We start from the raw sequence: 20,604 nt of genomic DNA on the forward strand, positions 1-20,604 counted from the left end.
CTAAGACGGTTTGCTGGCCCTATATGGAAGGCAGGCGGTCTTAGAAGGGGAGGAAAACAAAATGTATCGTGCACCACTGAGTGAAATTGTATTCACGCTGAAAGAAGTAGCCGGTTTAAGACAGCTTCAGGCGCAGCCGGGACAGGAAGAGCTTTCAGATGATTTGATCGAAGCTATTCTGGGCGAGGCCGCAAAGTTTGCTGAGGAAGAGATCGCGCCTCTCAATAGGGTTGGAGATGAAAATCCGGCACAATTGATCGATGGAAGCGTCAAAACCTCACCGGGCTGGAAAGAGGCATACACCAGTTGGCGTCAGGGCGGCTGGAGCGCGCTGACAGGTGATCCGGAGTACGGAGGGCAGGGCCTTCCAAACATGCTCCACGTTGCCGTGTTCGAAATGTGGAATGCGGGCAGCATGGCTTTTACCTTGTGCCCAACACTCACCACAGGTGCTGTAGAGGCCATCGAGAAGCATGGTTCCCCGGAACTTAAGGCAAAGTACCTCGAAAAGCTCACCAGTGGCGAGTGGACAGGCACAATGAACCTGACTGAGCCACAGGCAGGCTCAGACCTGAACGCCCTGCGTGCCAAAGCAGAGCCTGTGGGAGACGGGTCCTACAAAATCTCTGGCCAGAAGATCTTCATCACCTATGGTGACCATGACATGACAGACAACGTGGTCCATCTGGTACTGGCTCGCTTGCCGGACGCGCCTGCTGGAACACGTGGCATCTCACTGTTTGCAGTGCCAAAGTATTTCGTCAATGACGATGGCAGCCTTGGCGAGAAGAATGACGTGACCGTAGCTGGTGTGGAGCACAAGCTCGGTATCCACGGCTCTCCAACCTGCACTATGTCTTTTGGCGATAAGGGCGGTGCAATCGGTTGGCTCATCGGCGAAGAAAATAGAGGCCTCGCCTGCATGTTCACCATGATGAACAACGCCCGCCTTGCCGTGGGTGTGCAGGGTCTCGGCATCGCAGAGCGAGCTTTCCAGGAGTCTCTGGCGTTCTCACTGGATCGCAAGCAGGGCCGCGGTATCGGATCTAAGACCGATGGTATGGACCCGATCGCAGTTCATCCGGATATTAAACGCACCCTTCTCTCCATGAAGTCTCAGACGCAGGTTGCCCGTGCAATCTGTTATGGCTGCGCACATGCACTGGATATGGCGAAAGTCGCGCCGGATGCAGATCAGAAGAAGTTCTGGGCAGAGCGTGCTGGCTTGCTCACACCAATCGCAAAAGCCCTCTCCACCGACTTTGGTGTCGATGTAGCCTCTCTTGGTATCCAGATCCACGGCGGCATGGGCTTCATTGAAGAAACCGGCGCAGCCCAGCATCTGCGTGATGCGCGCATCGCTCCGATCTATGAAGGCACCAACGGCATTCAGTCCATCGATCTGGTGATGCGCAAGCTGCCAATGTCTGGTGGTGATCAGGTGCGCAGCCTCATCTCTGAGATCAAAGAGATCGCTGCGAGTGTGAACGCAGACAACACCGGTGAACTTGGTGATCTTGGTGCCAAGCTGGATGCAGCTGCTGCTGATCTGGAAACCGCCACTGAATGGATGTTGAGCGCACAGGCTGACGGGAAAATCCCGGAAGCGCTTGCAGGTGCGACACCATATCTGCGTTTGGCGGGCATCACTCTGGGCGCTGGCTTACTGGCAAAAGGTGCTCTGGCATCCAGGGATGCACCAGAGACGCTGAAGAAGCCACGCTACCTGATGGCGCGCAGCTTTGCAGAAACTGTTCTGGGTGAGAGCGCGCCGCTGAAAGACGACGTAACACGTGCAGCTGAAGCAATCCTTGCATTCGACGCTGCTGAACTTGCCTGATCCAAGAGGCAGTCAACCGTATTTAAAAGGTGAGGCTGAACAGGCCTCACCAATCAGTTTGGGAGGGACACATGATCAGTATTGAACGGGACGGCGCAGTCCAGATCATCCGCATGGACCGCGTAGAAAAGAAAAACGCACTGACACAGGCCATGTACATGGATATGGCAGATGCGTTGAAGACAGAAGACGAAAGCATCCGCTGCCATGTCATGCTTGGCCGCCCAGGCGTATTTACCGCAGGCAACGACATTGCAGATTTCCTCAAGGCAGCAATGTCAGGCGAAGGCCTGGAAGCTGGCGGTGTTGGCAAGTTCCTCGGCGCACTTCATGAGCCATCCAGACCTGTAATCGCAGGCATTGATGGTCCTGCTATCGGCGTGGGCACCACCATGCTGTTCCACTTCGATATGGTGTTTGCGACAGAAAACGCGCTCTTCAAAACGCCGTTCACCGACCTTGGTATCATTCCTGAAGCGGGCTCAACGCTGATCGGCCCAGAGATAATGGGCTACCACAAGGCGTTCGAACTGCTGGCACTGGGTGAGAGCTTCACGGCCGAGATGGCAAAGGAAGCAGGCTTCGTAAATCACGTGGTCTCTCCTGATGAGCTGGAAGACCGTGTGCTTGCGATCGCGCAGAAGGTTGCATCCAAGCCTCAAAACGCCCTGCGCATTTCCAGAGAACTGCTGCGTGGCAAGCGTGAGCCGCTTGAAAAGCGCATTTTTGAAGAAATCGGCCTCTTTGCTGAACTGCTCAAGTCTGATGAGGCCCGCGAAGCCTTCATGAAGTTCATGAGCAAAGCTTAACTCGTTCAGATGCGGTGTTCAGCACCGCATCTCAATTCAGGAATTTGGGGGAAACATGGGAAGTCTGAAGGGTAAAACACTGTTCATTACCGGTGCATCTCGTGGAATTGGCCTCGCGATTGGCAAGCGAGCAGCACAAGATGGCGCGAACATTGTGATCGCTGCAAAAACGGCAGAACCGCATCCTAAGCTGGAAGGAACGATCTACACAGCAGCCAAAGAGATTGAGGATGCTGGAGGTCAGGCGCTCCCGCTCGTGGTTGATGTGCGAAGCGAAGAGAGCGTTGAGAATGCAATGAAGGCGGCTGCTGAAAAGTTCGGTGGCATCGATATTGTGGTCAACAATGCCAGTGCGATCAACCTGACACCGGTTCAGAAAATCGACATGAAGCGCTTTGACCTCATGCACCAGATCAACACGCGTGGCACCTTACTCTGCTCTAAGCTGGCAATCCCGTATCTGAAAGAAGCAGAAAACCCGCATATCATGATGCTTTCTCCGCCGCTGGATATGCAGGAGAAGTGGTTTAAAAACCATACACCGTACTCCATTGCCAAGTACGGCATGAGCCTTGTTGTACTGGGACTTGCCGGAGAACTGCGCTCTAAGAAGATTGCTGTAAACGCTCTTTGGCCGCGCACAACCATTGCCACGGCTGCTGTTCAGAATCTGCTTGGCGGCGATATGATGGTTCAGGCAAGCCGGACACCCGACATTCTGGCAGATGCAGCGCATCTGATCTTCACAAAACCGGCAGCAGACACCACCGGCAACTTCTTCATTGATGATACATTGCTGGCGGAAAACGGTATGACCGATTTTGACAAGTACCGCGTGAATCCGAAAGTGAATCTGCAACCAGATTTCTTTGTTCCAGATGACAGCGTAGCGCCAGTCAGTCTGGCTGCAATCGAAGCTTAGCTCTGATTGTTGTGGCACTCTGCTTCTGAGAAATTCAAAGCGTAGCAAAATAAAAGGCGGGGTAACCCGCCTTTATCATTGGTAATCATCAGTCGAACTCTGGGCCGCGTGCCGAATACGGCTTAACTTCTTTCCAGACGCGCATCAGATTTTCAAGTTCTTCATCTGTCTGTTCTGGCAAGACAATCTCAAGCCCAACAAGAAGATCGCCATGGCCACCTTCTTTCTTCGGCAGACCCTTGCCTTTCAGGCGCATGGTCTTTCCGCTGCTGGTGTTGGCAGGAATTGTCAGGTTAACCGCACCGCTGAGAGTTGGAATGCGTACTTTGCCACCAAGAACGGCTTCATAAAGGGTGAGGGGGACATCAACACGAACATCCTCTCCATCCACTTTGAAGAGCTTGTGTGTGGAAATGCGAACTTCTACCAGTGCATCACCAGCCTGACCACTCTTGGCAGAGGCAAAGCCTTGCCCTTTCAGGCGGATCTTGTCGCCGCTCTGCGTACCTGCCGGAATTTTTACATTCACAGTCTTGCCGCTTGGCAGTTTCACCTGAACCTTGCCATGGTGGGCAAGGTCTTCAAGTGTCACCCGTGCAATCAGGTTGGCATCAGCTCCCTTGGTAGGGCCAGCATGGAAATGAGATTCTCCACCGCCTGCGCTGCGGCGTTTGCCGCCGCCAAAGCCACCAAGAATATCATTGAGGATATCGTCAAAACCGCCAGCATCCTGAGGGCCGCCGGCACCGCCGTGGCCTTCGCCAAAGCCCTGCTCAAACCGGAAACCACCACGACGCCCTGAATTACGGAAACCTTCGAAGCCACCGCCGCCACCCGGGCCGCCATAAAACTTGGGTTTGCCATCCGCGTCTATCTCACCGCGATCAAACTGTCCGCGCTTATCTTTGTCGCCCAAAATTTCATAGGCTTGGTTCGCTTCAGAGAAGCGCTCCTTAGCCTTTGGATTGTCTGCATTCTGGTCTGGGTGGAACTGTTTGGCCAGTTTGCGAAACGCTTTCTTGATCTCTGCCTCACTGGCATTTTTGCTAACACCAAGAACAGAATAGGGATCTCTCATCGTCATCCATCAAATTGAAATAAGGGCAGTTTATAACTCACCCATTACATAACCTTGAGTTCGATGGGGCGCAAGCAGCCGTAGCCGAACTTAGCTAATCAGACGTGAGTATTTCAGTGGTTTTAATCTAGTAGGCCACGTCGCATTTGCGAAACTGAAGCGAGGAAGAGTTATTCAGTGACAGTTGCATCGGTTTGGAACGGAGCAAGCTGGACAATCTTCATTTTACGATTGGTATCCGGGCAGCTGCGCCCCTGATAGGCTCTGACGCCGCCAACAGTGTTTGCGCTGGTCACAAAATCAGTACAACCCGCAATGCTTTCTGTTTTATCAACAGACATGAGAGAGGTGATTGTGCCGCTATTGCCGCTGACAGGATTGGTCCAGGCCATAGGTGCAAACCGGTGCTTGGTTTGCCCGCTCTCGTTCAGAGCTTCCTCAATGGTATTCGTAATAACCGTACGGTCGGTGCGATGAATCTCGCTATCCGCGACCTTTTGCTTGGTATCAACTGCCTCTGTCAGGTTCAGAGGTTCTTGATACTCACTGTTGTTCACAGATATGGACATTTGAGTGCAGGCAGGAAGTGTCAGCAAGAGCGAAGCCGAGACAAAACACGACTGGCGTAAACGGGTTTTCTTGCTATACAAAACTGCCATATTACTACTAGAGCCTCAGGTTGAATCCGTTGTTTTAACGAATTCCGGTTCATCCACAGTGTGAGGATCCTAAAGGGACTATTAACTATGAATGGTGACATCCAAAATCTGGAAGAAAAGTTTACAAATAGTTACTCTGAAAGCGTAGAGGTTCCTTTTCAACTATTTGGTGAATGGCTTGCGCTTGCAGAGAAGAGCGAGCCCAATGATCCTAATGCCATGTCAGTTGCGACTGTAGACGAGAATGGCATGCCCAATGTACGGATGTTACTCCTTAAAGGTTACAGTCCACAGGGTTTTGTGTTTTATACAAACTTTGAAAGCACAAAAGGCCGCGAAATTCTTGCTCACCCTAAGGTTGCTTTGTGTTTTCACTGGAAAAGCTTGCGCAGGCAAGTTCGGGTACGTGGCAATGTTATCCACGTAACTGAAGACCAGGCTGACGAATACTACAACTCACGGCCACGAAAAAGCCGCATTGGTGCGTGGGCGTCCAAACAATCCCGCCCATTGGAAAGCCGCTTCGCGCTTGAAAAAGAAGTTGCCAAATACGCTGCTAAATATGCTGTTGGTGATATTCCGCGTCCTGGGTATTGGAGCGGTTGCATTTTGCAACCATTGGAAATCGAATTCTGGCACGATCGTGCCTTCCGCCTGCATGACAGGTTTGTCTTCAAAAGAGACAATGCAGAAGACCAGTGGGATAAGGTACGTCTGTATCCATAATGCATTTCAGATGAAGGCAGAGCGCATCACAAACATGGTGCGCTTGGTCATTTATCAGCGCTAGAACATGAGCCGCTATTGAAAGCAAAATTAGATATGGGGCAGGGCTGCGGGATCGTCACGCAGAAGACATAACGGTTGATGCTTTTACAGGCTCGGCAAGAAATAAGGCGGCTCGCAATCCTGCGGGTCGCCTTCTTTGTTCAGATAACCAGACGCCCGTTCAGCCATCAAGTCTCTGTAAAGCCATGCCCTAATAAGGCGTGGCTTACGCATTGAAGCAGTCATCAATGTGATTGGAATACATAATCAAGCAATTCAGTTCTTGAAAAACAAGCTGGAATCTCTGATTTGTAGCCCTGACGCATCAGTCCGTCGGAAGAGGATATTCTTCCTGAACCTTAGGCTGATATGCCTCTTTCTGCTTGCCGTTACAGCAGTTCGCAGCATTGACAGCCTGAATGCCCACTGGACGATAAAGTTTGTCCAGATCAGGTTTAGCGTTTTTCTTTTGTTGCTCAGTCGTTCCGAAGGCCATTTTAGTCCGTCCCCTTGGGACAAGTTGTGTTGCAGAAATCGCGATGCTTATCCGGAATGAGTAGCCGGATAACCCGATATAAGCGTCAGCTCATATGCAGGAGTGATACTCAAATCGGGCATGAATATGTTAGCGCCAAAAAAACTAAAAAAGCCAATCTAATTTCGAGGGGGGAATTTCCCAATAAACTCAGCAATTTGAATGCATGAAACATGACGTTAACTAATTGCCCAGCAGGCTTTCCGGAAATTATTATTATTATACAAAAGGATAGGATCTCAGGTTGTGAGCTAGTTAAAATTATCGCGACTAAACCATTAATGTATCAGGCTATTTTGAGTGACATTTGGCCGCGATTTCCCAGACTGCGAAACTGACAAAAAACTGTGTATTTAGTGTGCCAGGAAGCTTGTGGCCGATTGATTAGCATCGCTCATAGTGATTGGTGCTCGTAATACTCTGTATAAGTGCGTAGATTGAGCCGCTTGCATAAGAACTATTCTGCTCGGGTAATCGCCCGAAGACGGTCTCCCATATAAGCCGTCAAATGCGCTGAAGGAAAATGACAATGAACGTGCGCGCCGTACTGTTTGATCGCGATGGAACTCTCATTGATTTCAATAGGACATGGGGCACGGTGCTCCAACATGTTCTGATGGATCTGGCAGATGGAAATTTGAAACTGGCTACCGAGCTTGGCCATCTCGTGAAGTTTGATTACGCCAGCTGTGCCTGCCAACCGGGTAGCCCAATTCTGACTAATCCACCAAGCGGTTACAGCGAGCCGTGGGCCAATCATCTTGGTGTTGAGTTCAACCGCGCGTTCCTGGACCGTATTGAAGACCTTATTCTGGACCATGCTGCAGACTGTGTTGCAGCATTTGATGATACAGCATCATCAATCAAGGCTTTGGCTGCGGCTGGTTTGCCGATCGGTCTGGCGACAAATGGCACAGAAGCAAGCGCCGTTGCGCAGCTGAAGCGCCTTGGCATTTTCGACTACTTCACCTTCGTTGTGGGCTACGACAGCGGACATGGTGAAAAACCAGAACCGGGCCAGCTTTTTGGATTTGCAGAGCACACAGGTATCGAGCCTCGGCACATCGCCATGGTGGGTGACAGCCTTCACGACATGCATGCAGCCCAAAACGCAGGCATGGTGCGGGTCGCCGTAACAACCGGCGCTTTGACCGCTGAAGAGCTGAAGGACCACTGTGATCACCTGCTCGACAGCCTGACCGATCTTATCGATCTGGTTGGTCTGAAGACAGCAGCTGAGGGCGCTGCTGCTTAATATTGCCTCCCGAATGCGGCGGTTCATCCGCCGCAACTCCCTCTCTCAAAATCTGCGCGAAAATAATAGCAGTATTCAACCCTCGGTAATTCTGAACTGCTAGTATCTGGTATCGTAAAGTAAAGAGCTGTAACCTTCATGCCGAATGGTTACGTTGAACTCTGAGCTGCAGATTGAAGAGAGTGGGATAGAATGACCCTGCAATTGCCCTCAAGACATTCCCGCACTGCCTTGCGCAGTCGTCGTATCGGCGCAATTGCGATTCCGTTTCTTATTCTCTCCGTTGCTGGCCATTACTTCGAGTTGTTCAACACAGAGGTGCTGCTCGTTCTCTTCGTGATCGGCTTTTTCATGGGGGCTGCTGCCATTGTGCTGGCCGCCATGGCCGTGGTTGATCTGTGGAACAACGGCGGCAAAGGGTTTGGCAACAGCTTTCTGGGCACGTTTTATGGTGCCATCGTCCTCGCCCCGCTTTTCATCGCCACACTGGGACTCTACCTGTTCCCGCCACTCAATGATGTCTCAACAGATATGGATGAGCCGCCTGCGCTGATTGCCGGAGATCGTATTGATGATGAAATCGAGCAGGACAAGCAGCTCATGCAAAAGGCCAGCTATCCAGACATCGTCCCGCGCCGGTTCCGCCTGCCTCCTCCTGAGCTGCACAACGCTGTTTCCAGCGTCGCCTCCAGTATGGGGTGGAAAGTGATTTATGAGTTGCCCGCGGGTTTCCCGGATGAGCCCACCTACCTGCTCATGGAAGCGCGCATGCCATACTTCTCTTTGAAGGATGATGTCGCCATTCGCATACAGCCCGATAGAGTAGGTACACTTTTGGATATCCGCTCTGCCTCCCGCTTTGGCAGTCATGATTTTGGCACCAATGCCCGCCGTATAAGAGGGTTTCTGGCAAGTCTGGATAAAGTGCTCTTGCAAAACTATGGCATCACAGCCCGGGTTGAAGAGCCTGAGCTGGTCCTGCAGGACGAGGCCGAAGAGCCGCCTCGGATAAAAATCTCAGAGAGGGTGCCACTGCTGGAAGCTCCGCTAGAACTGCCACCTTCAATTGCATCCATGTTGAAAGAGCGTGGGACCGCGCCAATCCCCTCACAAAAGCCTGCACAGTAAACGGCCTGCACCTGTCAAAGGAGCTGCTGCCAGTTTGGTAAGTATGATCCGGAGATAAAAGCAGGCCCAGAAACGACATAACCAGCGCCGGGGAAGCACTGGTTATGAAAGCTTGCGTGAACAACGAGTACCGCTTTAAGGCTATCGCGAAACTCTGAGAGTTCTGAAGCCGGGGAAGCCGTTGAACTCTATAAATTCAATATGACTCATTTAATAGCATATGTGTGTGATAATTGTCACGACCTCACAAAAAAATACGCCCAGAAATGGGCGTATCTTTGATAACTCAAAATATAGCTTTGAAATCAAGCGTTTGTTTGGATGCGAAGATCTGCAAAAACATCTTCCAAACGTTTGATAGCCTCTTCAACAGTCGATTTTGGACAGGCCAGATTGAACCGCAGGAACGTTTCTCCGCCTTTTCCAAACGTGCTGCCGATGTTGACGGCGACCTTCGCCTGCTTCTGGATTCGAGCGACGATCTCATCAAACGGCAGGTCAACATTTTTAAAATCGACCCACTGCAAATAGGTGCTCGCCATGCGCATCACTTTAGCACCAGGGATAGCAGCTTCCAGCCCCTCAATCAGCAGCTCCTGATTGGCTGCAATGTAATCGCAAGCCTCAGTGAGCCACTCATCGCCATGGTTGTACGCCTCAGTTGTGGCCTGTGAACCGAGCGGGGTGGCGTGAACTCCACAAGCTGTAAAGACCTTGCGGATTTTATCACGCAGCTCTTTGTTGCTGATGATGCACGCAGCTGTCGCAAAACCGGCCAGATTGAAGGTCTTGGAGGCAGATGTAAATGTAATCGTCCGCTCAGTAATCGCCTCAGACAAGGTCGAGGTGACCACATGCTTGGAGCCATCCAGAATGAGATCATGGTGGATCTCATCAGAGATGATCAGGATGTTATGCTCAAGGCAGAACTCACAAATGCGGGTCAGTTCCTCTGCAGTCCAAACACGACCACCCGGGTTGTGAGGGCTGCAGAGCAACAGGATCTTGGTGCGTTCATCAATCTGATCGGCCAGATTGTCGAAGTCCATGTAATAAGCGCCATCACGCTCAATCAGCTGGCTTTCTACAAGGCGGCGGTTGTTGTCGCGCACGGCACGGCCAAACGCGTGGTAAACTGGTGAGAACACCAGGACGCCATCACCTTCCTCAGAAAATGCCTGAATAGCCATGGAGTAACCAGCAACAACACCGGGCACTGTTGTGATCCAGTCTGGAGAGACATCGAACTGGTGACGACGCTTCATCCAGGAAATGACAGCCTCTTTGTAAGGCGCATCATTACCGTAATAGCCGTTAATTCCGTGCTCCGCAGCACGGGCAACCATGTCGTTCACGGCTTGCGGAGGGCGGAAATCCATATCTGCAACCCACATCGGCAAACCGTCATCAGGACTGATGCCATAGCGACTTTCCATCTCATCCCATTTAAGAGAATGAGTGTTTCTGCGATCGATCTTCTGGTCAAAAATACTGGTCATTACGTCTCTAAGTGTTGGAGAGATCGGTTTCTCTGGGGTGTCCTGACAGTGTGTAAGCTGAGCTATGTCAGCTCACGCAACGTGAATTTTGCGGAGAGTGTAACCTTCGCATCGCACATGACAACCCCTTGAGCGATGAGATCATCCAGTTGTGCAAGAACATTGAGCGCCGCTGCCCCATGCAGCTTTGGGTCCACGTCCGTGTAAATGGCTTTCACCATGCTCATGACCTCATCATCCCCCGCACGCAAACGCTCAAGAATAGCATCGGAGCGCATCTGGCGATGCTGCTTCAGCTGGGGGAGAAAGACCTTCGGGTTGTTTACCTCGCCGCCATGGGACGGGAAATAACGGGTTTCACTGCGCGCCATGAGCTTGTCCAGTGACTTCATATAGGCGTTCATGGACCCGTCTGGTGGTGCCACAATGGTTGTAGACCAGGCCATTACGTGATCCCCGGGCAGCATCACACCTTGCTCAGGAAGGGCGAAAGACAGGTGATTCTCTGTGTGCCCTGGCGTTGCAACCACTTCAATTGTCACACCATCAACAGAGATTTTGGCGCCATCTTCCAGCTCTTCGTCGGGTGCAAAGTCCTTCTGAGAGCTCGCATCCATGGGCGTTTCTGCCATATCAGCAAATGAAACAGCTCGTTTGTGAGGCCCGCACCCCATCACAGGAGCACCCGTCTTTTCCTTCAAAGGGCAGGCAAGTGGGGAATGATCCACATGGGTATGGCTGACGAGAATGGCCTTCACGGGTCGGCCATCAATGGCCTTCATCAAAGCGTCCAGATGCTCCAGATCCATCGGGCCCGGATCGATGACAACAACCTCGTTTTTACCAACAAGGAAAGTGTTAGTTCCTGCAAACGTTAGGGCACTCGGGTTATTGCAGGTTACGCGCGACAGCTCATCGGTGATCGCAAAAAGCTCACCGTGTCGTGCATCAAATTCGCGATTGAAGTCCATCTTGCTCATGTCAGGTCTCTCCCATTGCTCTTATAAATAAGCCTTTGGCAAATAAGAGGCAATGGCAACTAGGCCTGATTGATGGTCGACTTTCTGCTCACGTCCCATAGTTCATCACAGAAGGGGCAAGATACCAATTTTCAGAAACTTACATTTTTATATTGCAATTAAGAATGAGTTGCAACTAGACTGCAGGAAGAAACAGGATGCCCGCAGAAATTCTGATGGTATCTTTATTTAAAGAGCTCAGGGCGAAGATATTGGCCAGGAACAAAGTGGCTGGGTCGGAGAACTGCGAAAGATGAAGAGCCGGAAAGTTTGCTCTAGTCGTTTTAGAAAGTTGGATTTTATGCGCTACTTCAAAGCTGCTGTGTTTGCAGTGACAGTGATGGTTCTCGCAGGCTTTTCCAGCCTGTCAGCGGCACTTGCAAAGGCTCCGATCAATGCGGTTGCCACAGTGGGCATGGTTGCTGACGCTGTGCGTGCCGTTGGCGGTGACAACGTCACTGTGGAAGCGCTGATGGGAACAGGTATTGATCCACACTCCTACCGCCAGACCCGCTCTGACGTGGTGAAGATGGGCCGCGCAGATGCGATTTTCGCAAACGGTTTGTTTCTGGAAGCGCAGATGGAAGATCTGCTGCTGAAGCTTCAAAAACGTAAGCCTGTCTTTTTCATCGGTGAAACCATCGACTCTGCCAAGCTGGAAGGTTCAACCGCATACGCTGGTCGCTATGACCCTCACGTCTGGATGAGCCCGACCCTTTGGCAAGGCGCGATCAATGGTGTGACCGAAGCCTTCGTCTCCATGGACCCTGAAAATGAGCAGGACTATCGCGACAACGCAGCAGCCTATCTGGCGCAGGTGCAAGAGCTCGCAAATTATGGCGATAAGATCCTCCAGACAGTACCTCAGGAGCGCCGTGTTCTTGTAACCGCGCATGATGCGTTCACCTACCTTGGCCGCGACTTCAATCTGGAAGTGGTTGGCATTCAGGGCATCTCCACCAACTCAGAAGCTGGTTTGCAGCGGATTGAGACATTGGTTGACCTTCTCGTCGACCGCAAAGTCACAGCAGTGTTTGTTGAATCGTCAGTATCAGAGCGAAACATACGTGCGCTGGTCGAAGGTGCCGCAGCCAAAGGCCACAAGGTCGAGGTTGGCGGCGAGCTCTTCTCAGATGCGATGGGCCAGTCCAATACCTATGAAGGAACGTATATCGGTATGATCGACCACAACATGACCTCGATTACACGCGCTCTGGGTGGAGAAGCACCTGCTCAGGGTATGCAGGGTAAACTTGGAGCAGGTCACTAAGATGCATGATAGAAGTTCCTCCGGTCTGCACTTGTTGCATGACACCGACAGCTCAAAAACTGTGAGCCCGCAGGACCTGCCGTTCACCGTGCAGGGCATGACGGTCGCTTACCACCACAAACCTGTGCTTTGGGGCGTGTCGTACTCAGCTCCAAAGGGATGCCTGACAGCCATCATCGGCCCGAATGGTGCTGGTAAGTCCACATTCCTGAAAGCCGCTCTTGGCCTGATCCCGAAACTCTCCGGCGACACCAAAGTGTTTGGTGCGCCAATCGAAAAGTCACTGAAGCGCATCGCCTACGTTCCGCAGCGTTCTGCCGTAGATTGGGATTTTCCGGCAACCGCCATCGATGTTGTGTTGATGGGCCTTTACGGCCAAATCGGTTGGTTCCGCTGGCCATCCCGTAAACACCGCCAAAAGGCGATGGACTGCCTGAAGTCTGTTGGCATGCAGGATTTTGCAAACAGACAGATCGGTCAGCTCTCCGGTGGCCAGCAACAGCGTGTGTTCCTTGCAAGAGCTTTGGCGCAGGATTCTGAAGTCTATCTCATGGACGAACCGTTCGCCGGTGTGGATGCTGCGACAGAAAAAGCAATCGTGGCCGTGCTCCGCCAACTGGTAGCAGATGGCAAGACCGTTCTTGTGGTGCACCACGATCTTGAAACCGTGCGTGATTACTACTCCCACATCCTGCTGCTCAATGGGCAGCACGTGGCAGACGGCCCGGTGGAAACAACCTTCACCGCCGAGAACCTGCAAAAAGCGTATGGCGGACGCCTTGCCAGCACCCAGCTGGATGGTCTCTCTGAAGCCTCAAACGCGTAAGGCAACGTCATGGAACAGTTCTTTGCCGCCCTTACTTTGTCTGCAGGCTACAACACAGCGCTGGTTTGCATTGGCGCAGCCCTTCTGGGGGCGGCCAGTGGTGCCATCGGTGTCTTTGTTTTGCTCAGAAAGCGGACACTGATCTCGGACGCCGTCAGTCACGCAACACTTCCCGGCGTCGCGCTCGCCTTCATCATCGCACAGGTTTACTTTGACTCTGGTCGCTCCCTGCCAGTGCTCCTGTTTGGCGCGGCCTTGTCTGCTGGTATCGGCGTTCTCGCCGTGGATTGGATCAAAACCCACACCCGCCTCACAGAAGATGCAGCCATCGGCACCGTACTCTCCACCTTCTTCGCCGTGGGTATGGTACTGCTGACGATCATCCAGTCCATGTCCATTGCAGGGCAGGCGGGTCTGGAAGGCTTCCTGCTTGGTGCAACCTCCGGCATGCTCAAGTCTGAGGCGCTGACCATCTCAGTGGCAGCAGCACTCGTTGGCCTTGCCGTTGTGCTGCGCATGAAAGAATTCTCACTGCTTTGCTTTGATGAAAGCTTTGCAGCAGCCTGTGGCTACAACGTGCGTTGGCTGGACCGCACACTGCTTCTGCTTTTGCTGGGCATTGTGGTGATCGGCCTTAAAACAGTCGGCCTCGTTCTCATTATTGCTTTGGCAATCATCCCACCTGTGGCTGCCCGTTTCTGGACAGACCGCGTGCCGGTGTTGGTTGCCATTGCCGCAGGTATTGGCGCCTCGGGAAGCTACATTGGAGCTGCTCTCTCAGCCAGTGCACCAAACATGCCAACAGGCGGTTTGATCGTGCTGGTGCTCTTCAGTTTCTTTGTAGTTTCCCTGCTTATCTCGCCTGTCAGAGGCATTCTGGCAGCTGCGCTCAAGCACTATCGTTTCCAACGCATCGTGCACTTGCGTCAGGGTTTGCTTGCCATCGCACACGATGAACCAGTGCTGGAACCTCTCACCCGTTCCATCCTCCGCCGTGGCGGTTTCATGGGAGGCGACGGCCAGCCAACGGTCAAAGGCCAGTCTGAAGCTCGCCTCATTGAGCGGGACCAGAAGCTCTGGAACCTCTACCGCGAAATGCACCCAGAAGAATCCCATGCACTGGCAGACTGGTCTCTGAAGCCAATCGGAGAAGTTTTGCCCGCTGATACAGTCAGAGTGTTGGAACAGGAACTAAGCCCGCATGTTGTGCGTGGTGGTGAAACAAGCAAAGGAGGAGCAGTCTGATGGATATTTTCCTGCAATTTGACCTCCCAAGCATCCTGCTCGGGTCTCTGGCAGCGCTCGCCTGCGGTCTTCTCGGCAACTTTCTTGTTCTGCGCAAGCAAGCACTCATGGGCGATGCAATCTCCCACGTGGTTCTGCCAGGTATCGTGATCGGCTTCCTGTTCACCCATGAGACCAGCTCCTGGGCCATGATGCTCGGAGCAGGGGGAGCGGCAATCTTTGCAGTCCTCCTGATTGAGCTTATCCGGCGTATCGGCAATGTGGAACCAGGGGCAGCCATGGGTGTGGTGTTCACCACCATGTTCGCAGCAGGCGTTGTGATTCTGGAGCAAACCGGAACCGCTGGCGTTCATCTGGATGTGGAGCACGCGCTCTACGGTAATCTGGAAAGTGCAATCTGGCTGGATGCCTATTCCCTCTCAGACCTGTGGAACTGGCAGGTGCTCATGACCTTGCCGGAAAGCATCAAGCAGCTGTTTGTTGTTAACATGCTGGTGATTATGTTTATCGTGCTGTTCTTCAAAGAGTTGAAGATCTCCAGCTTTGATCCGTTGCTCTCTGCAAGCCTTGGTTTCTCGCCTAAATGGCTTGGCCTTTCACTCATTGTCATGGTGGCAATCGCTGCTGTTGCTGCATTTACAGCTGTAGGGTCAATCCTTGTGATTGCGATGTTTATCTGCCCGGCAGCAACGGCTCGCATGCTGACAGATAACCTGAAAGTCCAGCTCTTCATCTCTGGCATCGCATCTCTGTCCGCTGGCCTGTTTGGTTACTTGCTGGCAGCGTTCGGTCCGGGCCTGCTTGGCTATGAATTCTCTGTGTCCGCAGCCGGTATGATTGCGGTTGTCGCTGGTCTGCAGCAGGTGCTTGCCATGTTGTTTGCTCCGCAGTATGGCGTCGTTATGCGGCGTCGCCGGCAAAGAGCACACGCAAGCGTCTGATAGAGCCTGTAGCCTTCGACAATTGAAAGGGAGTACCTGAAAAGGTGCTCCCTTTTTAGTTTGCCAAATAAATAACAGATTGAAATTACCTAGAGTTTTCAGGTCAACCTATAGAAATATAAATACAATATTGCCTAGCCCGCTAATAATGAGCTACGCTCCATAAGTTAATATACGTAAATTGTCATGGGTCTGTCATAGGTTGCAGTTAGCTGCCTAGGTGATGGAACCGGAGGGGCGCCGAATCTAAGTATCGCGCCTCGGTTGCTATTAAGAATTCTTTGTCTCTTGAGGGTCCGTAAATGTCTATCTCTCGTCGTTCGGTTATAAAAGGCACTGCCGCAGCCTCCGCTGCTGCGATTGCCGCTCCTGCAATTTTGAAGGCCTCTGATGCGCTGGCATCTTCTGGTCAGGTGAATGTGTTCGCATGGGGCGATTACGTTCAGGACAACATGATCAAGAAGTTTGAAGGTGACACAGGCATCAAGATCAACCTGTCCACCTTTGGTTCCAACGATGAAGCTGAGCAGAAGCTGAAAGCAGCTGGTGGCAAGGGCTTTGACGTGATCTTCCCGTCCATCACCAACGGTGCCAACTACTACCCGGATGACCTGCTGGCGCCTCTCGATGAGAGCAAGCTCAAGGTTGATGCTGTTGTGCCTTCCATGCTGCGCGACAGCGTGAAGCTGGGCGGCACCTACCGTGGCAAGCGTATGCTGCTGCCATTCGACTGGGGCACAGAGGCAATCACCTTCGACAGCTCCGTGTTCCCGTTGTCAAACGACGAAGTTTCCTTCGGCTCCCTCTGGGCACCAGAAGCAAAAGGCAAGGCTGCCTTCCGTCAGAAGTCCGCTCTGATCGGCACTGGCCTTTACCTCGATGCAATCGGCAAAGTGAAGTCTGACCGTATGCTCGATGTTTACAAGACCGAGGAAGACGCCCGCCGCGTTTGGGATGAAGTGGCCAAGTTCATCATTGAGCGCAAAGAAAATATTGCTGCGTTCTGGAACAACGCGACCGAAGCAACAAACGCCTTCAAACAGGCTGGCGCGTCTATCGGTCAGACATGGGATACAACCGGTCTGTTGCTCAGCCGTGAAGATGCAAAATGGAAGTACCGCATGCCAAAAGAAGGCGGCATGACCTGGATGGATTCCATGGGCATTCCAAGCGGTGCGGCCAACACAGAACAAGCCTACGCCTTTATCAACGCCATGCTTGACCCGCAAATGGCAGGCATGTTCAGCTCAAACACCGGCTACAACTCCGCTGTTGTTGGTGCTGCAAACCATGCAGGTGAAACCTACAAGAAGCAGTTCCTGGAAATCTACAACAACGACACGCTGGCGAACCTGTGGTGGTACCCGGCAGATACGCCGTGGTTCGCTCCGTTGCGTCAGGAATACGTTGACAAGATCACCAACGCTTAAGGGCGTTGAAAGCAAAGCGCGGCATCAGCCGCGCTTTGCACATCCGCTCCTAAGAAATGCAGCAGCAAGACTGTGCATCTTGCGAGCACGGACTGTGCACTGGTCAAAATGTCAGGCACGCAGAAAACCTCTGAATTTCCAATCTTTAAGAGATTGAAGCGAAGCAATAGGCACTTCATGCACGGCAATGATGTAATTCTTGAAAACCTCTCCATGAAATTTGGCGATTTCGTCGCCGTCCAGCCCACTGACCTTAAGATCAACGCTGGTGAGTTTTTCTCCATCCTCGGCCCGTCTGGTTGTGGCAAAACAACCATTTTGCGCATGATCTCCGGCTTTCTCACCCCATCACAGGGCCGTGTCGTGATCGGCGAAAAAGACATGTCCGGCATCCGTGCAAATGCCAGACCAACAGCTCTGATCTTTCAGAATCTTGCGCTGTTTCCGCTCATGAGCGTGCGAGACAACATTGCCTTTGGTCTGGAAGCACGCGGCATCGCAAAGAAGACCCGGCTGGAAAAGGCGCAGGAGCTTTTGTCTCTGGTCGCGCTGGATGGTCAGGGCGACAAACTGCCAACAGCATTATCAGGCGGACAGCGCCAGCGCGTTGCCATTGCCCGTGCCCTTGCAGTTGAGCCCTCTGTGCTCCTGCTCGATGAGCCGCTCTCCGCACTTGATCTCAAACTTCGCCAGCACATGCGCGCAGAGTTGAAAGACCTGCAGCGTAAAACGGGTGTAACCTTCATCTACATCACACACGATCAGGGTGAAGCACTGACCATGTCAGACCGTGTTGCGGTCATGAACAAAGGCGTGGTGGAACAGGTTGCCACCTCTGACGAGATTTACGCGCACCCCAAAACGCCCTTTGTGGCAAGCTTTGTGGGTGAGCAGAACATCTTCAAAGGCAAAGTCATTGGCAAAGAAGGTGACTTCGCAATTCTGGAAACATCGCAAGGCAAGCTCTTTGGCCAGAACGCACACGGATTGAACGAGGGAGAGGAGGCCATCCTTTTCGTACGTCCTGAGCGAATGACTCTGGAAGAAAAGCAGGGCCAGCAAAACGGCCTCTCCGCAATTCTGGAACGTCGCGACATGGAAGGCCCTTTTGTGAACCTCCATATGCGGGCAGGGGACCAGCCTGTTGCAATCCATGTGACCAATGTTGAGCAGACCCACCAGCCTCTGGGCGCTGACCAGAAACTCTGGTTTGCTGCGCAAGATGCCGTTGTGATGCGTCCGGGAGAGCTGGCCAGTGAATAGTCTGATCAAGAGTTACGGCAAAGGCCTGACTTCACTCTTTATAGGCCTGGCTGCGATCTGGATTGTGGTGCTGATTGTGCTGCCGCAAATGTCCATGATTGACCGCGCCTTCACCTATGAAGACAGGGGCGGAGCGGCAGCAACACTGGCACTGGAAATTGACCGTGCCTATGAAGATGTGTTCCAGATCAACACCAGACTGGTAGAGCTTCAGGCCGAAAAAGAAGACCTGATCGCTGGCACGTCCACTGCTCCCCAGCAAGACAGTGCCTCTGCACTCAATCCGTTTGGCACACCACCACCCTCTGATGATACCACCGGCCTCAATCCATTTGGAACGCCGTCAGTGCCGGAAGCAAACGATACATCCGGGCTGAACCCGTTTGGCGCACCATCAGCAGGCAACACAAGCGCGGTAAGCCGCAGCCTTGCCGAAATTGAGGCCGAAGAAGCGCCACTCCTAGCGCAAAAGGGTGAACTAGAAACCCAGATTGCTGCGCTGGAAATAACTGAGAAATCCACCACAGACGCTGTTGGCTTGGACACCTCTTACTCGCTCAAGAACTTCACCATGATGAGTTCTGTGCATTTCCAAATCTTCCTTGCCACCATCATCTACGCGCTCTGCGTCACCATTCTGGCGTTTGCACTGTGCTATCCGGTGGCCTACGCCGTTGCGATGACCACGAACCGCAACAAGCTCGCAATCCTGATGCTTGGCCTGCTGATCCCCTACGCAATCAACGAGCTGCTGCGCATCTTCTCGTGGATTATGATCCTGGAGAAGCAAGGCGTGCTCAACGGTCTGCTGGACCTGCTGGGCATCATCAACATGGAAGCTGGTGAAGGCTTCCGCTTTGTCGCCTCCAATGGTGCCGTGTTCACCGTAATGGTCTACGCCTACGTGCTCTTCATGGTTTTCCCAATTTACAACACGGTTGATACGCTCGACAAAAACCAGATCGAAGCGGCAAAGGATCTGGGCGCGTCCACATGGCGTATTCACTGGCGCGTGGTTCTTCCGCATGCCAAACCCGGTATTGCCGTTGGCGCGATCATGACCTTCATGCTCTCTGCGGGCTCTATCGCCGTTCCAAGTGCTGTGGGCCGTGGCCTGCACCCTGACTGGTTCTCTCAGGTGATTTATCGCCGTTTCTTTGAGGCAGACAGCTGGAACCAGGGCGCCGCCTATTCGCTGGCATTGCTGGTGGCCTGTATCGTCTTCATTCTGTTCAACATGTGGGTCTTCCGCGTCGGCATTCGGGACATCGCGAAATGACAACAACAACACTTGAAAGCGGCGCCATGAAAGAACAGGTGAAATCTCCTATTGATTGGGCCGCTGCCATTCTCAATGGCTATCTGGTGATCTTCTTCGCCTACATGTTCCTGCCCATGATCTTCATGGTGATTGCAGCCTTCAACGCATCGCCGACTCCATCTGTCATCGACTGGCAAGGCTTCACGCTGGACTGGTTTCGTGCACTGCCAGAGGATCAGCGTTTCATAGACGGGTTATGGCATTCGCTGATTATCGCGCTGGGCGTCATCGTCATCTCAATCCCACTTGGATTGGCTGGGGCTTTGTTGCTCACACGCCTGCAATCCCAAGCCACCACGTTCCTCTACACCGTGTTGGTGTCGCCCATGCTCACTCCGGGCATCGTGCTGGGGGCAACCACGCTCATCTTCTGGCGGGATGCCTTCGGGGTGGAAGGTGGCCTGCTGACCGCAACTATTGCGCAGTCCAGCTTCATCGCCTCCTATTGCATGCTCATGTTCATGGCACGCCTGCAACGGCAGGATATCGTGCAGGAAGAAGCGGCGTTGGATCTGGGAGCTTCCTCGTTCTTTGTGTTCCGCAAGATCACACTGCCATTCCTCATGCCGACCATTCTCACAGCTGCTGCAATCTCGTTCCTGCAGTCTATTGAGAACTACAACACCACCTTCTTTGCCATTGGCCCAAGCTGGACACTGGTTACGGAGATTGGGGCGCGCATGCGGTTTGGCATATCCCCTGTCATCAATGTCATCGGTGTTCTCTTTGTAGCAATTACGATAATTGCTGCTACAGTCTACGTGATGGCTCGCCGTAGGAAGGGACGCGGTTGAGT

Annotated in this window: 20 protein-coding genes; 14 read left to right on the forward strand and 6 right to left on the reverse strand. The window is 52.7% G+C overall.

Annotated elements, in window-relative coordinates; all coding sequences use genetic code 11:
- The first annotated feature begins 61 nt into the window (after window positions 1-61).
- The 3 genes from PsAD46_RS08505 to PsAD46_RS08515 all read left to right on the forward strand — a co-directional run bounded on the left by PsAD46_RS08505 (window position 62) and on the right by PsAD46_RS08515 (window position 3,571).
- On the forward strand, window positions 62-1,840 hold the full coding sequence (locus PsAD46_RS08505; protein ID WP_063306589.1) for an acyl-CoA dehydrogenase: 1,779 nt from the start codon (window positions 62-64) through the stop codon (window positions 1,838-1,840).
- Between the two features lie 71 nt (window positions 1,841-1,911).
- On the forward strand, window positions 1,912-2,649 hold the full coding sequence (locus PsAD46_RS08510; RefSeq protein ID WP_063306590.1) for a crotonase/enoyl-CoA hydratase family protein: 738 nt from the start codon (window positions 1,912-1,914) through the stop codon (window positions 2,647-2,649).
- A gap of 55 nt (window positions 2,650-2,704) precedes the next feature.
- Complete coding sequence (locus tag PsAD46_RS08515) at window positions 2,705-3,571, forward strand: NAD(P)-dependent oxidoreductase (protein WP_057464897.1); 867 nt, start codon at window positions 2,705-2,707, stop codon at window positions 3,569-3,571.
- An 88-nt stretch (window positions 3,572-3,659) separates the two neighbouring features.
- Here PsAD46_RS08515 and PsAD46_RS08520 read toward each other — a convergent pair whose 3' ends face one another.
- Both PsAD46_RS08520 and PsAD46_RS08525 read right to left on the reverse strand, forming a co-directional pair.
- Entirely contained in the window at window positions 3,660-4,649 is a 990-nt protein-coding gene (locus PsAD46_RS08520) for a J domain-containing protein (RefSeq protein ID WP_063302392.1), read from the reverse strand.
- A gap of 170 nt (window positions 4,650-4,819) precedes the next feature.
- Window positions 4,820-5,218, reverse strand: a complete 399-nt coding sequence (locus PsAD46_RS08525) for an RT0821/Lpp0805 family surface protein (RefSeq protein ID WP_208981734.1) — start codon at window positions 5,216-5,218, stop codon at window positions 4,820-4,822.
- A gap of 198 nt (window positions 5,219-5,416) precedes the next feature.
- Here PsAD46_RS08525 and pdxH point away from each other — a divergent pair, with 198 nt between their 5' ends.
- Window positions 5,417-6,034: a pyridoxamine 5'-phosphate oxidase gene (gene pdxH / locus PsAD46_RS08530; protein ID WP_193776926.1), complete on the forward strand. Its 618-nt coding sequence runs from the start codon at window positions 5,417-5,419 to the stop codon at window positions 6,032-6,034.
- A 147-nt stretch (window positions 6,035-6,181) separates the two neighbouring features.
- Here pdxH and PsAD46_RS28725 read toward each other — a convergent pair whose 3' ends face one another.
- The gene (locus PsAD46_RS28725; protein ID WP_275078543.1) at window positions 6,182-6,310 is read right to left on the reverse strand and encodes a hypothetical protein; all 129 of its coding nucleotides are present in this window, start codon (window positions 6,308-6,310) and stop codon (window positions 6,182-6,184) included.
- A 91-nt stretch (window positions 6,311-6,401) separates the two neighbouring features.
- Window positions 6,402-6,572, reverse strand: coding sequence for a hypothetical protein (locus PsAD46_RS28105; protein WP_167550269.1), 171 nt, complete (start codon window positions 6,570-6,572; stop codon window positions 6,402-6,404).
- 568 nt (window positions 6,573-7,140) lie between these two features.
- On the opposite strand from PsAD46_RS28105, the gene PsAD46_RS08535 reads away from it, so the two are divergent.
- Both PsAD46_RS08535 and PsAD46_RS08540 read left to right on the forward strand, forming a co-directional pair.
- The gene (locus PsAD46_RS08535) at window positions 7,141-7,866 is read left to right on the forward strand and encodes an HAD family hydrolase (protein WP_208981735.1); all 726 of its coding nucleotides are present in this window, start codon (window positions 7,141-7,143) and stop codon (window positions 7,864-7,866) included.
- 192 nt (window positions 7,867-8,058) lie between these two features.
- The gene (locus tag PsAD46_RS08540; RefSeq protein ID WP_063293802.1) at window positions 8,059-8,994 is read left to right on the forward strand and encodes a DUF1499 domain-containing protein; all 936 of its coding nucleotides are present in this window, start codon (window positions 8,059-8,061) and stop codon (window positions 8,992-8,994) included.
- A 305-nt stretch (window positions 8,995-9,299) separates the two neighbouring features.
- On the opposite strand, the gene PsAD46_RS08545 is transcribed toward PsAD46_RS08540, so the two are convergent.
- Entirely contained in the window at window positions 9,300-10,493 is a 1,194-nt protein-coding gene (locus PsAD46_RS08545; protein ID WP_063293803.1) for a MalY/PatB family protein, read from the reverse strand.
- 62 nt (window positions 10,494-10,555) lie between these two features.
- Window positions 10,556-11,473, reverse strand: a complete 918-nt coding sequence (locus PsAD46_RS08550; protein WP_063293804.1) for an MBL fold metallo-hydrolase — start codon at window positions 11,471-11,473, stop codon at window positions 10,556-10,558.
- A 340-nt stretch (window positions 11,474-11,813) separates the two neighbouring features.
- Between PsAD46_RS08550 and PsAD46_RS08555 the strand changes: the two genes are divergently transcribed.
- The 8 genes from PsAD46_RS08555 (at window position 11,814) to PsAD46_RS08595 (ending at window position 20,602) form a co-directional block, all read left to right on the forward strand.
- The gene (locus PsAD46_RS08555) at window positions 11,814-12,782 is read left to right on the forward strand and encodes a zinc ABC transporter substrate-binding protein (protein WP_057464903.1); all 969 of its coding nucleotides are present in this window, start codon (window positions 11,814-11,816) and stop codon (window positions 12,780-12,782) included.
- Between the two features lies 1 nt (window position 12,783).
- Complete coding sequence (locus tag PsAD46_RS08560; protein ID WP_063293805.1) at window positions 12,784-13,608, forward strand: metal ABC transporter ATP-binding protein; 825 nt, start codon at window positions 12,784-12,786, stop codon at window positions 13,606-13,608.
- Between the two features lie 9 nt (window positions 13,609-13,617).
- Window positions 13,618-14,853, forward strand: coding sequence for a metal ABC transporter permease (locus PsAD46_RS08565; protein WP_063293806.1), 1,236 nt, complete (start codon window positions 13,618-13,620; stop codon window positions 14,851-14,853).
- On the forward strand, window positions 14,853-15,794 hold the full coding sequence (locus PsAD46_RS08570; RefSeq protein ID WP_063306591.1) for a metal ABC transporter permease: 942 nt from the start codon (window positions 14,853-14,855) through the stop codon (window positions 15,792-15,794). Before PsAD46_RS08565 ends, PsAD46_RS08570 begins: the two co-directional genes overlap by 1 nt.
- 302 nt (window positions 15,795-16,096) lie before the next feature.
- Window positions 16,097-17,224 (forward strand): extracellular solute-binding protein, encoded by a 1,128-nt coding sequence (locus PsAD46_RS08575; protein WP_063287289.1) that lies wholly within the window; start codon window positions 16,097-16,099, stop codon window positions 17,222-17,224.
- A gap of 177 nt (window positions 17,225-17,401) precedes the next feature.
- Window positions 17,402-18,487, forward strand: a complete 1,086-nt coding sequence (locus tag PsAD46_RS08585; RefSeq protein WP_057464909.1) for an ABC transporter ATP-binding protein — start codon at window positions 17,402-17,404, stop codon at window positions 18,485-18,487.
- Window positions 18,480-19,766: an ABC transporter permease subunit gene (locus tag PsAD46_RS28540; protein ID WP_063306592.1), complete on the forward strand. Its 1,287-nt coding sequence runs from the start codon at window positions 18,480-18,482 to the stop codon at window positions 19,764-19,766. Before PsAD46_RS08585 ends, PsAD46_RS28540 begins: the two co-directional genes overlap by 8 nt.
- Window positions 19,763-20,602, forward strand: a complete 840-nt coding sequence (locus PsAD46_RS08595; protein WP_063306593.1) for an ABC transporter permease — start codon at window positions 19,763-19,765, stop codon at window positions 20,600-20,602. Before PsAD46_RS28540 ends, PsAD46_RS08595 begins: the two co-directional genes overlap by 4 nt.
- Window positions 20,603-20,604: the final 2 nt, after the last annotated feature.

Source organism: Pseudovibrio sp. Ad46 (assembly GCF_001623065.1).
GTDB lineage: Bacteria > Pseudomonadota > Alphaproteobacteria > Rhizobiales > Stappiaceae > Pseudovibrio.

Excerpts from the sequence above, each read along its gene's own strand:
- PsAD46_RS08505 (WP_063306589.1), top strand. The coding sequence starts at position 62 with ATGTATCGTGCACCACTGAGTGAAATTGTATTCACGCTGAAAGAAGTA.
- PsAD46_RS08510 (WP_063306590.1), top strand. The coding sequence starts at position 1,912 with ATGATCAGTATTGAACGGGACGGCGCAGTCCAGATCATCCGCATGGAC.
- PsAD46_RS08515 (WP_057464897.1), top strand. The coding sequence starts at position 2,705 with ATGGGAAGTCTGAAGGGTAAAACACTGTTCATTACCGGTGCATCTCGT.
- PsAD46_RS08520 (WP_063302392.1), bottom strand. The coding sequence starts at position 4,649 with ATGAGAGATCCCTATTCTGTTCTTGGTGTTAGCAAAAATGCCAGTGAG.
- PsAD46_RS08525 (WP_208981734.1), bottom strand. The coding sequence starts at position 5,218 with ATGTCCATATCTGTGAACAACAGTGAGTATCAAGAACCTCTGAACCTG.
- PsAD46_RS28725 (WP_275078543.1), bottom strand. The coding sequence starts at position 6,310 with ATGCGTAAGCCACGCCTTATTAGGGCATGGCTTTACAGAGACTTGATG.
- PsAD46_RS28105 (WP_167550269.1), bottom strand. The coding sequence starts at position 6,572 with ATGGCCTTCGGAACGACTGAGCAACAAAAGAAAAACGCTAAACCTGAT.
- PsAD46_RS08535 (WP_208981735.1), top strand. The coding sequence starts at position 7,141 with ATGAACGTGCGCGCCGTACTGTTTGATCGCGATGGAACTCTCATTGAT.
- PsAD46_RS08540 (WP_063293802.1), top strand. The coding sequence starts at position 8,059 with ATGACCCTGCAATTGCCCTCAAGACATTCCCGCACTGCCTTGCGCAGT.
- PsAD46_RS08545 (WP_063293803.1), bottom strand. The coding sequence starts at position 10,493 with ATGACCAGTATTTTTGACCAGAAGATCGATCGCAGAAACACTCATTCT.
- PsAD46_RS08550 (WP_063293804.1), bottom strand. The coding sequence starts at position 11,473 with ATGAGCAAGATGGACTTCAATCGCGAATTTGATGCACGACACGGTGAG.
- PsAD46_RS08555 (WP_057464903.1), top strand. The coding sequence starts at position 11,814 with ATGCGCTACTTCAAAGCTGCTGTGTTTGCAGTGACAGTGATGGTTCTC.
- PsAD46_RS08560 (WP_063293805.1), top strand. The coding sequence starts at position 12,784 with ATGCATGATAGAAGTTCCTCCGGTCTGCACTTGTTGCATGACACCGAC.
- PsAD46_RS08565 (WP_063293806.1), top strand. The coding sequence starts at position 13,618 with ATGGAACAGTTCTTTGCCGCCCTTACTTTGTCTGCAGGCTACAACACA.
- PsAD46_RS08570 (WP_063306591.1), top strand. The coding sequence starts at position 14,853 with ATGGATATTTTCCTGCAATTTGACCTCCCAAGCATCCTGCTCGGGTCT.
- PsAD46_RS08575 (WP_063287289.1), top strand. The coding sequence starts at position 16,097 with ATGTCTATCTCTCGTCGTTCGGTTATAAAAGGCACTGCCGCAGCCTCC.
- PsAD46_RS08585 (WP_057464909.1), top strand. The coding sequence starts at position 17,402 with ATGCACGGCAATGATGTAATTCTTGAAAACCTCTCCATGAAATTTGGC.
- PsAD46_RS08595 (WP_063306593.1), top strand. The coding sequence starts at position 19,763 with ATGACAACAACAACACTTGAAAGCGGCGCCATGAAAGAACAGGTGAAA.